A 14488-nucleotide genomic window follows, 5' to 3' on the forward strand; every position below is an offset into this window, starting at 1 on the left:
GAACACAGCGCGTATACGTCCGATAAATATGTGATCGGGGTAACAATCTTGACATGAATTTTAAGTTTATCAGACAGTTCATTACGCCAGTTTCTTCACTATAGCGACTCCATTCACAGCATGGGAAAGCACAATGAGGAAACCGTTAGCAGTGGCCTGGTTGTTTTTGATCATTTCATTCGGCGCAACGGCGCAAAGTCTGACGCACAGCAGGGCCGATCCCACCCATTATGCGGGATTAAAGACGCACAGCAGCATCGCAGATACGCCGGAATCACCGGATGAGCATGTAAGAGAGAGGCAGCACGACGTGGGTAAAGCATTGTGAAGTAAAAAAATGGCTCGCCAGTGCGAGCCATCTTTTCATCAGCGTGCAGGCCTGGGTGCCAGAAACTTCTTGCCCAGTTTTATTCCCGGTTTTTCCACACAGTTAAACAGTAATGATGCCAGCGCGTAGGTCACCGGAATCGATACGGCACAAACAATCAAAAAACGCGTCAGATCATTTTGATACTCAATGTCCGTTTGATTGAGCAACAGCGCAATGGCCGGGATCACGATCAGCAGATGCAGCAAGTAGACCGAAAACGACACATCGCCCAACCATGTACTCAGACGGTTGTTTAACACCTTACGCGGAATGCGGATCAGTTTTGCCATCAGGCTGCTTTCCTGATACTGCCAGAGCACGGCCGCCATACCGATAATCATTAAGGCTTCCAGCATCACCTGCAGCTTAATGGCACCCAGCCCAATCAGCACGCTTACGGCCGGTCCGGCAAGGGCAAACAGCACGTACAGCAGGGATTTACGGCGTACCGCTTCAGCCAGCAGCATGCCTGAAATAAACATATTCAGTTTAATCAGAATCATTGACGGCATTTCAAAGGCTTCATAGTAGTCGGGCAGCAGGTAACGGCCTGCGCAACTCAGCGCCATCATGCTTAGCAGGGCGGTCGCGTAACCGAAGCGCATCACCGCCAGCATCATAAACGGAAACAGCAGATAGAACTGCATTTCCAGCCCAATGCTCCAGTCGGGCAGCGTGGTATTGAATCCATAGGCGGGCAGCACGCCAAACAGGAATGACAGATGCGTCAGCACGTTCATGAACGACTGATCCGCATAGCGTGAAGATTCTGTTGCGGTCCCGGAATAAAACTGGGCAATGGTATCGCGCATCTCACCAAACCAGGGGCCATAGATCAGGGCAACCGCCAGCAGCAGATAATAAAGCGGGGCAATGCGGAAAAAACGGCGTAACCAGAATTTTTTAATGGTTTCCGCGCGTTGCCAGGGCTCCTTGTGCTGGCGTTCCACATAGTTTTTTGCCATCAGATAGCCCGAAAGCAGGATAAAGAGATCCACGCCAATGCCGGGTGAGGAGATCAAGGTAATATGGCAATGGATAAGCAGACTTATGTGTCCCAGCAGTACCCAAAGAGAAGCGATGCCGCGTAACCCCTCCAGTTCCGTGGACCAACCTCGTGTCGCAGACATGGTAAAACCCCGTTAATCAGTTAGTTATACTTGCACTAAGGCGGTAACTAAGCCCTAACGTGGTGGTTAAGTCCACCCGTTGAGAAAAAAGTGAGAGGATTCTGACGCTGTGGTTAATAATTAATCGGCGAGATAATGCGCTCGCTGATTATTTATGGCGGTTCAAACGGGAGCACGCAAGATGAATAAGCACGGCAATACATTGTTGATCACCGGTGGGGGAACGGGCATTGGGCGCTCACTGGCGCATCGCTGGCATGACGCCGGGAACAAGGTGATTATTACCGGGCGTCGTCAGGACGCGCTGGACGAAGCGGCGGCCGGACGAGAAGGCATAGCGACCTGGGTTTTAGATGTCACCGATGCGGATGACGTCAGTCACGCCATTCCTCTGCTGCTCCAGACGTATCCGCACCTGAATGTTTTAGTCAACAATGCTGGCGTCTTTAGCCCTGAGGACATCACTTCACGCCGCGACCTGAGCGATGTTGTGAGAATGACCGAAACCAATTTTATTGCGCCCGTCAGGCTCACTGATGCGCTAATCGATCACCTGAGCGCTCAGCCCGCTGCGGCTATTATTAACGTGTCGTCCGGGCTGGCATTTGTCCCTTTCCCTGCGTCGCCGACCTACAGCGCCACTAAAGCGGCACTTCACTCCTATACCGCAGCCCTTCGGCCGCTGTTAAAAGGGAAGGTTGAGGTGATTGAGATTATCCCGCCACAGGTGCAAACCGAGTTAGCGCCCGGGCAGTCTCAGGATCCTGACAGCATGCCGCTTGATGCCTTCGCCGATGAGGTTATGACGTTATTGCACAGCGGCACAACGCCCACCGAAGTCTGTGTGGAACGCGTGCGCTACTTTCGCGAGGCCGAAGCGAAAGGGCAGTTTGATGAGGCATTGCAGATGCTGGTGCAATACAGCTAAGCCCCGGCCAGGCGCGAGGCGACAACGCGAGCGACGATTATGCTGTTCCACTGATTTCGTGCAGCCAGTCTGTGAGATCGCGCTCAAGCGTTCCTGCCTTTGCGACCTCAGGCGAGAACAGGCAATACTCTGAGCCATCTTCCACAAACCCCATTGGTGCGGCCAGTATGCCGCTTTGAATATCATCTTTAACGAGCGGCCAGGGTCCTATGGCTACGCCGATCCCGGCTACCGCCGCCTGCAGGCTAAAATAAAAATGTTCGAAACACTGCTGCACGTTAACGGGAGCCGGTATCTGCATCGCCGTCGCCCAGACCTGCCACGCCTCCGGGCGGCTTCTGGAGAGCAGTAAAGGCGCGTCCGGATTCAAACCCGGACGCTCGCTGTCGAACCAGGCCGTGACGCGATCGGGGCGGCAGACCGGTCCCACCTTTTCCCTGAACAAGTGTTCGATATGGCAGGGCGATACGTGAGTAAAATCATTGCGGCGCAGTGCAAAATCAATCCCCTGATCAAACGAGAATGCGCCACTGGCCGCGACCAGATGGATCTCATTTTTACCGAAGCGCGCCTCAAAATCGCCCCAGCGTGGAATCAGCCAGCGCATTAATAACGTGGGCTCACATGACAGCACGCGCTGGCGCGTTCCCGCGCGTAAGCGGTTTACGCTGCGGGAGATCATGGCGAAGCCGTGACTGACCGCGTCAGCCAGCTGTTCGCCTGCTTCTGTCAGACAGACTTTCCGGTTACGACGCGCAAACAGCGCAACACCTAAATCCTCTTCAAGTACGCGCACCGCCCGGCTGACAGCACCGGGCGTGAGATGCAGTTCGTCTGCTGCACGGGCAAAGCTTTCGAAACGCGCCGCCGCTTCAAAACAGCGCAGCGCCATTAACGAGGGCAGGCGGTTGCCTGGTAAAGGTGAGTTTAACTCACCGTTTGGCGCAGAAATCATCGTTATATCTCGCGTTTTTTCACCATTAATATCAATCAAACCGAGAAGGGTTGGATATTTATATTACCAGGGGGTCAGTAACGTGGACTATATCATTCGGGAAGAAATACCGTCTGTAGAAACCTATCGCCACATCAGAGTGAGCGCAGGATTAAGTGACAAAACGGAACAGGCCGCAAAGACGGGGTTAAGAAACGGTTTGTACAGCGTGGTGGTTTGCCATCAGGACGCGCCGGTTGGCATGGGAAGAGTGATTGGCGACGGAGGCTGCTTTTTTGTCATTACCGATATTGCTGTGCTGCCACAACATCATAAAAAGGGGGTGGGCGATCGTATTATGACGGCGTTAATGGCCTGGATAGCGCGCCATGCGCCGCCCTCCGCCTACATCAGTTTGATTGCCAGTCATGGCTCGCCGGGTTTTTATGCCCGTTATGGTTTCGAACCGGCATTGCTGCCAGAACGTGCGGGCATGTTTTTGCGAATCCAGGGATAAAGATGAAAAAGGGGACGTCAGCGTCCCCCTGTTATCAGGCCAGTTTCAGAATGATCATGCCCAGCAATAACAGCACAAGCCCCACCCAGCCCTTGAGGTTGAGCCGCTGACCAAACAGTATCCATCCTGCTGCCACGGTCGCGACGATACCAAAGCCGCCCCACAGGGCGTAAGCAACCGACAGATCGATGCCTTTAACCGCCTGAGACAGCGCGCTAAACGCCAGCAGCACGCAGGCCAGAGACAGCATTCCCGGGAGGATTTTTTTAAAGCCGTTGCTGTACTTAAGCAAAATATTTGCGGCTATCTCCAGCAGGACCGCCAGTGCCAGCCAGGCAAAATGGATCACATCAGGCAGGATCATGTTCTGCCTCCTTCACCTCACCGCTGCCGACTTTAATGAGCAGAATGCCCGTCATCAGCGTGATCAAACCGCAGATTTTCATTAACGACAGGGTTTCATCAAAAAGCTGCACGCTAAATAAGGTGATCAGCAGAATGCCAATGCCCTCCCAGAGCGCGTAAGCCACACCCAGCGCAATGCGCTTGATGGCGAAACTCAAAAAAAAATAAGAACAGGCAATCATCCCCAGCATGACCACATAACCCAGCTGACTCTGATTCAGGCTGGACCATTTCATGGTCAGGGTACCTATAATTTCCGTAACAATAGCGAGTACTAATAATCCCCAGGCGCGCATGGGTTTTCTCCATCAATCGACGTCATGATTTACCGTGATGCGTAACGCAACGGCAGAAAAGAAGTTGGCTGGCAGAAAGGGGACTAAAGGGCGCTGCGCCAGTGCTGATCGACGGCGTTAACGCTGACAGGTGCGAGGGTAAAAAGGGGGTTAAAAAGAGTAATGAACATCCTGCTCATAATTAAACAATGCATCCACGTTGTTGCTTCTCTTCAGTGGACGGGGAAAGCCTCCGGTAATGAACACAGTAGCGTTATATCATTAAAACCGCCCCAGGAACAGCCTGTTTATTCGGGATTTTGACAAATATCAGGTCAATATTGCTGGGATTTAGGCACGGTTGCGTTTCGGCAAAAAAAAGCCGGACAGCAGTCCGGCTTTGATGTCGTAGAAAACCTTACGCTGGGCGCGCGGGTTCCGTACGAACGGGCGCTTCGCCCGCCACATAGTAGTCAGCCGTGCTGCGTGGCAGAGCATCAAGTCCACGAATGCAGTCGGCAATTTTTTCACCGATCATAATGGTGGTCGCATTCAGGTTACCGGTGATGATCTGCGGCATAATTGAGGCATCGACAACGCGTAATCCCTGGAGTCCGTGAACGCGGCCCTCACCGTCAACGACCGACATCTCGTCATTGCCCATTTTACAGGTGCCGCAGGGATGATAGGCCGTTTCGCCGTGATTACGGACAAACTCATCCAGTTCTTCATCGGTCTGGCATTCAATGCCCGGACTGATTTCACGTCCGCGGTATTTATCCAGGGCTGGCTGATTAATGATCTCACGCGTAATGCGGATGGCATCGCGGAATTCGTGCCAGTCCTGCTCATGAGACATATAGTTGAACAGGATCGCAGGATGGCGACGTGGATCGCGCGATTTCAGGCGCACATGACCCCGGCTCGGCGACCGCATAGAGCCAACGTGACACTGGAAACCGTGCGCATCTACCGCATTTGACCCGTTATAGTTAATCGCGACCGGCAGAAAATGGTACTGAATATTCGGCCAGCTAAACTCTTCGCGGCTGCGAATAAATCCGCCTGCCTCAAACTGGTTGCTTGCCCCGACGCCGGTGCCGTTAAACAGCCATTCCGCGCCAATCTTAGGCTGGTTCCACCATTTCAACGCCGGATAGAGCGAGACCGGCTCTTTGCACTCGTACTGCAGGTACATTTCCAGGTGATCCTGCAAATTTTCACCCACGCCTGGCAGGTCATGTACCACCGGAATATCGAACTGGTTCAGCAACTCGGCTGAACCCACGCCGGAACGCTGCAGGATCTGAGGGGAGGCAATGGCCCCTGCACACAGCAAGACTTCACGGCGGGCGTGAACCGTATGCAGCGTATTGCTGTCGCCGATCAGGTACTCGACACCTATTGCACGCTTGCCTTCAAACAAAATGCGATCGGTCGTGGCATGCGTAACGATTTTCAGGTTGGCACGATTTTTCGCCCTGTCCAGATAGCCGCGCGCGGTGCTTGAACGACGACCTTCAGGCGTGACAAAGCGGTCCATTGGACCAAAGCCTTCCTGCTGATAGCCGTTAAGGTCATCGGTACGCGGATAGCCGGCCTGAACGCCTGCCTGAATCATCGCCTCAAACAGAACGTTATTGCCTTTCTTCGGCGTGGTCACGCTGACTGGACCCTCTCCGCCGTGGTAATCGTTGGCACCCGTATCACGGGTTTCTGATTTACGGTAGTAGGGCAGACAGTCCAGGTAGCTCCAGTTTTCCAGACCGGGCATGGTCGCCCAGTTGTCCAGATCCATGGCGTTACCGCGGATGTAACACATGCCGTTGATCAGTGATGAACCGCCCAGGCCTTTGCCTCGGCCACACTCCATCCGGCGGTTGTTCATGTAAGGCTCAGGTTCCGTTTCGTAGGCCCAGTTATAACGTTTTCCCTGTAAAGGGTAAGCCAGTGCCGCAGGCATCTGGGTTCGGAAATCAAAACGATAGTCGGGGCCGCCCGCTTCCAGCAGTAAGACATTCACATTGCTGTCTTCGGTCAGTCGGGTAGCCAGGACATTCCCTGCGGATCCGGCTCCAATGATAATGTAATCAAATTCCATTCGTCGCTCCTCAGGTAGGGGGATTAAAATACAGACTGAAAACGCGTCAGTTCTACCTGAACCGACTTCACCTGGGTGTAATTTTGCAGCGTCATCAGGCCGTTTTCACGTCCCACGCCAGAGTGCTTATAGCCACCAACCGGCATTTCGGCGGCAGATTCACCCCAGGTGTTAATCCAGCAAATACCGGCTTCAATCTGATGGATCACGCGGTGCGCGCGGTTAAGGTCTTGCGTGACCAGGCCGGCAGCCAGACCGAATTCGGTGTCATTGGCCCGACGTATCACTTCGTCTTCAGAGGTGTAGCTCAGAATTGACATCACAGGACCAAAGATTTCCTCACGGACAATCTTCATCTCGTCACGGCAGTCGCTGAATACGGTGGGTTCAACCCAAGCGCCCTGATCAAAGCCTTCGCCCGTTAAGCGTTTTCCGCCACACAGCAGACGTGCGCCTTCTTCAACGCCAGAGGCGATAAAGCGCATGACGTTGTCGCGGTGGCTAAAGCTGACCAACGGACCAAAATTAGTCTCAGGATCGCGCAGGTCGCCCGCTTTGATGCGCGCAACGCGCTCAAGAATTTTGGCTTCAAACGCCGACTGCAGCCCGGCGGGAATAAACACGCGCGTGCCGTTAGTACACACCTGGCCTGAACTGTAAAAGTTAGCCATCATGGCGATATCCGCGGCGAGATCGAGATCGGCATCATCAAAGATGATCAGCGGTGACTTACCGCCCAGCTCCATCGTAACGTCTTTCAGCGTAGAACCTGCCGCGTTCGCCATTACCTTCTTACCGCTGACGACGCCGCCGGTGAACGAGACTTTATCAATGCCGGGATGTTCGGTCAGCAGCTGACCGGTCACCGCGCCGGTTCCCGGCAGCACGTTGAACACGCCATCCGGCACGCCCGCTTCCGTGTAGATTTCAGCCAGTTTCAGGGCCGTCAGTGGCGTGACTTCACTGGGCTTGAAGATCATGGCGTTGCCGGCGGCCAGAGCAGGCGCTGACTTCCACAGCGCGATCTGGATTGGATAGTTCCAGGCACCGATGCCCGCAACAACGCCCAGCGGTTCGCGGCGGGTATAAACAAACGAGGTATCACGCAGCGGAATTTGCTGGCCTTCCAGCGCAGGGATCAGCCCAGCGTAATATTCCAGTACGTCGGCACCGGTCACGATGTCCACGCTGGAGGTTTCACTGAACGGCTTACCGGTATCAAGCATTTCCAGCTCAGCCAGCTCATCATTGCGCTCGCGCAGGATATCAACCGCACGACGCAGAATGCGTGAACGTTCCATTGCGGTCATCGCTGCCCAGATCTTTTGTCCTTTTCTGGCAGCGGCGACGGCACGATCGACATCCTCGCGTCCGGCGATCTGAACATCAGCCAGAACCTCACCGTTGACCGGATTGATGCTCTGGAAGGTTTCTCCAGAGGTGGCGGCAACGTAGGTACCATTGATGTAGAGTTGTTGCTCGTTGAATCGGGACATAATTTCTCCTGGTTCCGTTACTCGTGTTCGCCAGCTAACTGCTGACGAATGAATTGGGTGGTCAGTGTTCGGGCGGTGGCGGCGTCAAACGGCTTGCCACTCAACGCGGCGCGTAACCACAGACCGTCGATCATGGCCGCCAGCCCGTACGCGGCAAGACGGGCCTTTTCCTTTGGTAACTGGCGGCGAAATTCAACCGCTAAAGAGGAAAACAACCGCCGGTGGCTGACCCGTTCCAGACGTTTGAGCTGCGGCTGATGCATGCTGCTCGACCAGAAATCAAGCCAGGCTTTCATTACCGCACGTTCGATCTGACTTTCGTCGAAGTTGCCGTCAACGATAGCGCGCAGCCGCACCTCTGCTGAGGCCTCTGTCAGGGACGCCAGTCGACTCGCGACCGCCTCACGTAGCTGACGCGTCACATCGCGCATGGTGGCTTCCAGCAGGCCGTTCTTATCCTTGAAGTAATGACTGATGATGCCCGTTGAAACCCCTGCGCGCCGTGCAATCTGGGCAATGGTGGCATCATTAATACCCACCTCATTAATTGTTCCCAGCGTTGCATCGATCAGCTGCCGACGTCGTATTGGCTGCATCCCTACCTTTGGCATGACTCTCACTCCAGCCTGAAACCGAACCCCTATTTAAACTTTTTTTGATTGGATGTTCAATATAAATAGAATCCTTGTTAGGATGATGTGTCCTAAAAGTTGAGTAAGTGAAGCGGTAAGTGTGGCAGATTTGCTAGTTTTGACCAGAATGTAACAGCAGGAAACGAAGCGTAAAAACACACGACGCCGGGACGCCGGATTATCCAAACAGGATGATCCCTTGCAAAATTTACACGCCAACAACCAGAGGTAAACGATGACGAGTCCACCTAGTAGTGAAAAAGACAGAATCAATCCTGTAGTGTTTTATACATCGGCGGGATTGATTCTGACCTTTTCACTCATCACCATTTTGTTCAGTAACGAAGCCGCAGGCTGGATCCTCAAGGCAGTCAACTGGGTATCTTCCGCGTTCGGCTGGTATTACATGCTGGCGGCCACGCTCTACATTGTGTTTGTGATTTACATGGCCTGTTCCCGTTTCGGCTCAATCAAGCTGGGGCCGGAGCAGTCAAAGCCAGAGTTTAGTGTACTGAGCTGGTCGGCGATGCTGTTTGCTGCCGGTATCGGTATCGACCTGATGTTTTTCTCGGTAGCCGAACCTGTTTCGCAATATATGCAGCCGCCGGAAGGTGCAGGGCAGACCATGGAGGCGGCCCGCCAGGCGATGGTCTGGACGCTTTTCCATTACGGCTTAACCGGGTGGTCAATGTATGCCCTGATGGGGATTGCGCTCGGCTACTTCAGCTACCGGTATAATCTGCCGCTCACCATTCGTTCGGCGCTGTATCCCATTTTTGGCAAGCGCATCAACGGGCCGATTGGGCACACGGTTGATATCGCCGCCGTTATCGGCACGATTTTCGGTATCGCCACCACGCTTGGCATCGGTGTTGTGCAGCTCAATTACGGGCTGAAAGTGTTGTTTGATATTCCGGAAGGGTTAACTGCCCAGACCGCGCTGATCATTTTATCGGTGGTTATCGCCACCATTTCAGTGACCTCCGGTGTGGACAAAGGTATCCGTATTCTGTCGGAACTGAATGTCGCCCTGGCGCTCTGCCTGATTCTGTTTGTTCTGTTTGCAGGCAACACCAGTTTCCTGCTGAATGCGCTGGTGCTTAATGTGGGAGACTACATCAACCGCTTTATGGGCATGACGCTGAACACCTTTGCCTTTGACCGGCCAACGCAGTGGATGAACAGCTGGACGCTGTTTTTCTGGGCCTGGTGGGTTGCCTGGTCGCCGTTCGTCGGCCTGTTCCTGGCGCGTATCTCTCGCGGCCGTACCATCCGTGAATTCGTTCTGGGTACGCTGGTGATTCCTTTTACCTTTACGCTGCTGTGGCTGTCCGTATTCGGCAACGCGGCCCTGTATGAAATTATTCACGGCGACGCCGGTTTTGCACAGGAAGTCATGACGCACGCCGAACGTGGCTTCTACAGCCTGCTGGCGCAGTATCCGGCGTTTAAGCTGAGCGCATCGGTCGCCACCATTACCGGCATGTTGTTCTACGTCACCTCAGCGGATTCCGGATCGCTGGTGTTAGGTAACTTCACCTCAAAGTTGAAAGACATTAACAGTGATGCCCCCAACTGGCTGCGTATTTTCTGGTCGGTAGCCATCGGCGTCCTGACGTTAAGTATGCTGATGACCAACGGCATTACCGCGCTGCAAAACACGACGGTTATCATGGGGCTGCCATTTAGCTTCGTGATCTTCTTTGTGATGGCGGGGTTGTATAAATCACTTAAGGTTGAAGATTACCGCCGCGCCAGTGCTTCACGGGAAACTGCACCCTATCTGGCCCATGCGACCGATCGTCTGACCTGGAAAAAACGCCTGTCGCGCCTGATGAACTATCCTGGCTCGCGTTACACGCTGAAGATGATGGAAGAAACTCTCTTCCCTGCCATGCAGGAAGTGGCGAAAGAGCTAGAGCTGCGGGGGGCTAAGGTTACGCTGGACAGGGTTGCGGCCAATGACGAACATCCCCTGGGTTATCTGGACCTGCGGGTGCAACTGGGCGAGGAGCAGGATTTCCTCTATCAGGTCTGGCCTCAGCAGTACTCTATACCGGGCTTTACCTACCGCGCGCGTAGCGGAAAATCGACCTATTACCGGCTGGAAACCTTCCTGCTGGAAGGCAGTCAGGGCAATGACCTGATGGACTACAGCAAAGAACAGGTGATTATTGATATCCTCGATCAATACGAACGCCATCTTAACTTTATCCATCTTCATCGTGAGGCACCGGGAAACAGTATTACCTTCCCCAACGCCTGAGTCAGCAGCCCGTAAGCCATGTGGTTTACGGGCTTTTTTTATAGTCGGAATTGTCCCGACCTAAACCGTGACAAAATCAACTATGGTTAACTCTGACAGGACACCGACCAACGGGGTAGACAGGGAGTCGTATGCGAAAAATACTCAGAACATTTCTGCCGCTTTATACCACGACGCTGTTAATGCTGCTGGGTTCGGGCTTGCTGACCACCTATGTGTCACTTCGCCTGGCGCATGAAGCGGTAAACGGTGCCTTAATCGGCGCGATTATTGCCGCCTATTACATTGGCCTGGTGATTGGTGGAAAAGTGGGACACAACCTGATTGCCCGCGTCGGCCATATTCGCGCTTACGTCGCCTGCGCCGGGATTATCACCGCCTCGGTAATAGGGCACGGGCTGACGGACTTTATACCGCTGTGGGTTTTCCTGCGTTTGATTATCGGCCTGTGCATGATGTGTCAGTACATGGTGCTGGAGAGCTGGCTCAATGACCAGGCGGAATCTTCCCAGCGCGGCCTGATTTTTGGCTTCTATATGGTGGCGACCTACCTTGGCTTAAGCAGCGGTCAGGTGGTGCTGACGCTGCAAAGCGGGTTTGGTATTAACACGCTCCTGATCGTGGCGCTCTGCTTTGCGCTTTGTCTGGTGCCCATTGCGCTGACGACGCGCACGCACGTCCGGCCCATGTCGCCTGCACCGATGGAGCTGGGCTATTTCATTCGCACCATTCCTAAGTTGCTCAGTACCACCCTGTTAACTGGCATGGTGGTCGGCGCGTTCTATGGTCTGGCGCCGGTCTATGCCAGCAGCAAAGGGTTCAGTGACGCGCAGACCGGTATCTTTATGAGCCTGACCATCTTCGCCGGACTCGTCTCGCAGTTTCCGCTCAGCTGGCTGTCCGATCGCTATGACCGTCAGCGGCTGCTGTTTTATATCTCACTGGTTTTGATGCTGGCCTGTTTGCCGCTGGTCTTGCTGCCAAATCTACCCTTTAACTGGGTACTGGGTATCGCGTTTGTCGCCAGCATGGTGCAGTTTGCGCTTTATCCTTTACAGGTTGCCCTGGCTAACGATCAGGTGGCTGCCGAGCAGCGCGTTTCCCTGACGGCCTGTCTGCTGATGGCATTTGGCATCGGGGCCAGCATCGGTCCCTTGTTGGTGGGTACATTGATGCAGCCCTTCGGCAGCAACCTGCTCTATCTGTTCTTCACCCTGTGTACGCTGCTGATTGCCGCACTGAGCTTCATGAAAACGCCTCAGCCGTTACCCACCACCGAAGTACCCCTGCCGCACGTGGTGTTGCCAGACAGCCTGGCGACATCGCCCTTAGGCGCGGCGCTTAATCCGGTGCTGGAAGACGAGGCGATTCAGGCGGCGATGGTCAACAGTGATGAGATAAACGAGGACGAGGAAGGCGGTGAAGATGATGGCGGGGACGAGAATGATGACGACCCTGGCACGAATAAGACGCTGAATCAGTCATCTCCGCCCCGATGAACAACGGCCCTGAACGTGCCGCTGGCACGATGAAAATCCTCGACAAGTTGCGCGGGTTTTGTCACGCTGAAAGCCGAAATCGCCGAGGAAGATGCCATGCTGGAACTGCGCCCTAACTGTGAACGCTGTGATATTGATTTGCCTGCGGCATCCCACGATGCGCGCATCTGTTCGTTCGAGTGCACGTTTTGCGCCGCCTGCGCTGAGCAGCACCTTAAAGGGCGGTGTCCGAACTGTGGCGGTGAACTGGTCCGGCGTCCTGTCCGGCCTGCCGCTAAGCTGCTGACGCACCCGGCCAAAACGCGTCCCGCCTGAGGTCGTGACATCACAACGCCGGCTTCTGCCGGCGTTCTTCCGTTCTCATTACCGCCTGTCGTGCCCGCTAACCTCCCCGAATCACCCCCTTTGCAAGGTGAAAATGGGATGATTTCGTGACAGTGTCACAAAGGGCGAGTGGGGCGATTACCGGAACAGCCTGCCGTCGCGTACCAGCTCGCGGGGATAGCTGTTTTTAATACGGCTGCCAACACGTTTAGCCAGCCCGAGCGGCTGATCCTGATAGGTCACTATCATTTCATCCCGCGTGGGGACGCTTTCAGGATAAATATCGCGACCGCGATACCACTCTTCAGCTTCAGCTTCGTTTAGCGCAAACGTCTGATCGGGGCGCGGGGAGGCAAGGGCAATGACGGCCTCGTGTTGCCAGCGATAGCCTTTTGCAAAGGTTTCGGCCAGCTTCAGGCCAATCCGCGAGAAACGGACCTTACCTAACAGCGGTGTCACACCGTCCGGGAACAGCCAGATCTCCTTATCGCGCTGCCAGAGCTGAAGGTTGTCATCCCACTGAATCGCCACCTGCGCCGCCGACTGTACAATCTCGCTTTCCAGTTTGCGACTGACGTGGCTGAACGGCAGCTTACCGACTTTATAGGTCGGTTCAGGTAGCCGTGTGACAGAGGCCGTTTTACGCAAGCAGGCGACAAAGAACCCTTCGCTGTCGAACAGGTGCGGGAAAACGTGAAGATAACCTTCAGGCGTCGCGGCCCGCTCCGCCCCGGCAAACAACCCATTCAACGGGGCGATTTCAACGGCGTCCGGATAGCGCGCCAGCAGCCAGGCGACAACCTGTTGGTTCTCAATCTGATTAAGCGTACAGGTAGAGTAAACCAGCGTACCGCCGGGCTTGAGTGCGTGGAACGCGCTTTCGATAAGGTCGCGCTGAGTCTGCGCGATAGTCTGCGTGCTGGTCAGCGACCAGTTTTTCAGGGCATCAGCATCTTTACGCATGACGCCTTCACCCGAGCAGGGCGCGTCCAGCAAAATGGCATCAAACTGTTCCGGCAGCGCAGGCCCAAAGACGCGGGCATCAAAGTGGGTCAGGGCGCTGTTGGTTACGCCGCAACGGGTTATGTTGGCATGAAGCACTTTGACCCGGCTGGCGGAAAACTCGTTGGCCAGAATAACGCCCCGGTTGTGCATGCAGGCGGCAATCTGGGTGGTCTTGGAACCGGGGGCAGCAGCCATATCCATGACGCTCATGGCATCGGGCTGGGCCGCAAACAGTGCTGTCACCGGCAGCATTGAGCTGGCTTCCTGGATATAAAACAGGCCGCTCAGATGCTCCGCAACGCTGCCCAGCGGCAGGCTTTCGTCCTCGCGATTTATCCAGAATCCTTCCGCACACCAGGGAACCGGCGTCAACTGCCAGCCGTAATGCGCGGTTTGTGTCAGAAAGTCACTAACGCCGATCTTTAAGGTGTTAACGCGCAGGCTGCGACGTAATGGCTGCAGGCTGATGTCAATAAACTGCTGCAGGTCAGTATCATCGGGCAAGCTCTGGCGTATCAGATCGAGGAATTCGGCAGGGAAGCGTGAGGCGGAGTCGGACACGGATAAGTTCTCTTTGAGGCAAAGGCGGCAGTGTAGCACGCCAAA

The 14488-nt window shown here is 54.7% G+C and carries 14 protein-coding genes; 6 read left to right on the forward strand and 8 right to left on the reverse strand.

Annotation, left to right across the window (positions count from 1 at the left end; all coding sequences use genetic code 11):
- Positions 1-133: 133 nt before the first annotated feature.
- Positions 134-328 (forward strand): hypothetical protein, encoded by a 195-nt coding sequence (locus P9J57_RS09240; protein ID WP_078828724.1) that lies wholly within the window; start codon positions 134-136, stop codon positions 326-328.
- A 38-nt stretch (positions 329-366) separates the two neighbouring features.
- Here P9J57_RS09240 and P9J57_RS09245 read toward each other — a convergent pair whose 3' ends face one another.
- On the reverse strand, positions 367-1500 hold the full coding sequence (locus P9J57_RS09245) for an acyltransferase family protein (RefSeq protein ID WP_078828723.1): 1134 nt from the start codon (positions 1498-1500) through the stop codon (positions 367-369).
- Positions 1501-1681: 181 nt separating this feature from the next.
- Between P9J57_RS09245 and P9J57_RS09250 the strand changes: the two genes are divergently transcribed.
- Positions 1682-2428, forward strand: a complete 747-nt coding sequence (locus P9J57_RS09250; protein WP_161611153.1) for an SDR family oxidoreductase — start codon at positions 1682-1684, stop codon at positions 2426-2428.
- Between the two features lie 37 nt (positions 2429-2465).
- Here P9J57_RS09250 and P9J57_RS09255 read toward each other — a convergent pair whose 3' ends face one another.
- Positions 2466-3383, reverse strand: a complete 918-nt coding sequence (locus P9J57_RS09255; RefSeq protein WP_026020937.1) for a LysR family transcriptional regulator — start codon at positions 3381-3383, stop codon at positions 2466-2468.
- 82 nt (positions 3384-3465) lie between these two features.
- Between P9J57_RS09255 and P9J57_RS09260 the strand changes: the two genes are divergently transcribed.
- Positions 3466-3879 (forward strand): GNAT family N-acetyltransferase, encoded by a 414-nt coding sequence (locus P9J57_RS09260; protein ID WP_013026048.1) that lies wholly within the window; start codon positions 3466-3468, stop codon positions 3877-3879.
- Between the two features lie 34 nt (positions 3880-3913).
- Here P9J57_RS09260 and mdtI read toward each other — a convergent pair whose 3' ends face one another.
- The 5 genes from mdtI to betI all read right to left on the reverse strand — a co-directional run bounded on the left by mdtI (position 3914) and on the right by betI (position 8767).
- Entirely contained in the window at positions 3914-4243 is a 330-nt protein-coding gene (gene mdtI / locus P9J57_RS09265; protein ID WP_013026047.1) for a multidrug/spermidine efflux SMR transporter subunit MdtI, read from the reverse strand.
- Positions 4230-4580: a multidrug/spermidine efflux SMR transporter subunit MdtJ gene (mdtJ, locus tag P9J57_RS09270; RefSeq protein WP_014593863.1), complete on the reverse strand. Its 351-nt coding sequence runs from the start codon at positions 4578-4580 to the stop codon at positions 4230-4232. Before mdtJ ends, mdtI begins: the two co-directional genes overlap by 14 nt.
- 397 nt (positions 4581-4977) lie before the next feature.
- On the reverse strand, positions 4978-6660 hold the full coding sequence (betA, locus tag P9J57_RS09275) for a choline dehydrogenase (protein ID WP_078828720.1): 1683 nt from the start codon (positions 6658-6660) through the stop codon (positions 4978-4980).
- Between the two features lie 23 nt (positions 6661-6683).
- Positions 6684-8156 carry a betaine-aldehyde dehydrogenase gene (betB, locus tag P9J57_RS09280; RefSeq protein ID WP_013026044.1) on the reverse strand — a complete coding sequence of 491 codons (1473 nt, stop codon included), beginning with the start codon at positions 8154-8156 and terminating at the stop codon, positions 6684-6686.
- Positions 8157-8173: 17 nt separating this feature from the next.
- Entirely contained in the window at positions 8174-8767 is a 594-nt protein-coding gene (gene betI / locus P9J57_RS09285) for a transcriptional regulator BetI (RefSeq protein WP_014593862.1), read from the reverse strand.
- Between the two features lie 256 nt (positions 8768-9023).
- Between betI and P9J57_RS09290 the strand changes: the two genes are divergently transcribed.
- The 3 genes from P9J57_RS09290 (at position 9024) to P9J57_RS09300 (ending at position 12868) form a co-directional block, all read left to right on the forward strand.
- Entirely contained in the window at positions 9024-11054 is a 2031-nt protein-coding gene (locus P9J57_RS09290) for a choline transporter (RefSeq protein WP_013026042.1), read from the forward strand.
- A gap of 131 nt (positions 11055-11185) precedes the next feature.
- A complete protein-coding gene (locus P9J57_RS09295) occupies positions 11186-12553 on the forward strand; it encodes an MFS transporter (RefSeq protein WP_072138810.1) in 1368 nt (455 codons plus the stop codon).
- Between the two features lie 96 nt (positions 12554-12649).
- The gene (locus tag P9J57_RS09300) at positions 12650-12868 is read left to right on the forward strand and encodes a DUF1272 domain-containing protein (protein WP_013026040.1); all 219 of its coding nucleotides are present in this window, start codon (positions 12650-12652) and stop codon (positions 12866-12868) included.
- A gap of 147 nt (positions 12869-13015) precedes the next feature.
- Here the strand turns inward: P9J57_RS09300 and rsmF are convergent, their stop codons facing one another.
- Positions 13016-14443: a 16S rRNA (cytosine(1407)-C(5))-methyltransferase RsmF gene (gene rsmF / locus P9J57_RS09305; RefSeq protein ID WP_014605693.1), complete on the reverse strand. Its 1428-nt coding sequence runs from the start codon at positions 14441-14443 to the stop codon at positions 13016-13018.
- Between the last annotated feature and the right edge of the window lie 45 nt (positions 14444-14488).

This window comes from Pantoea sp. nfd-35, from assembly GCF_056892255.1.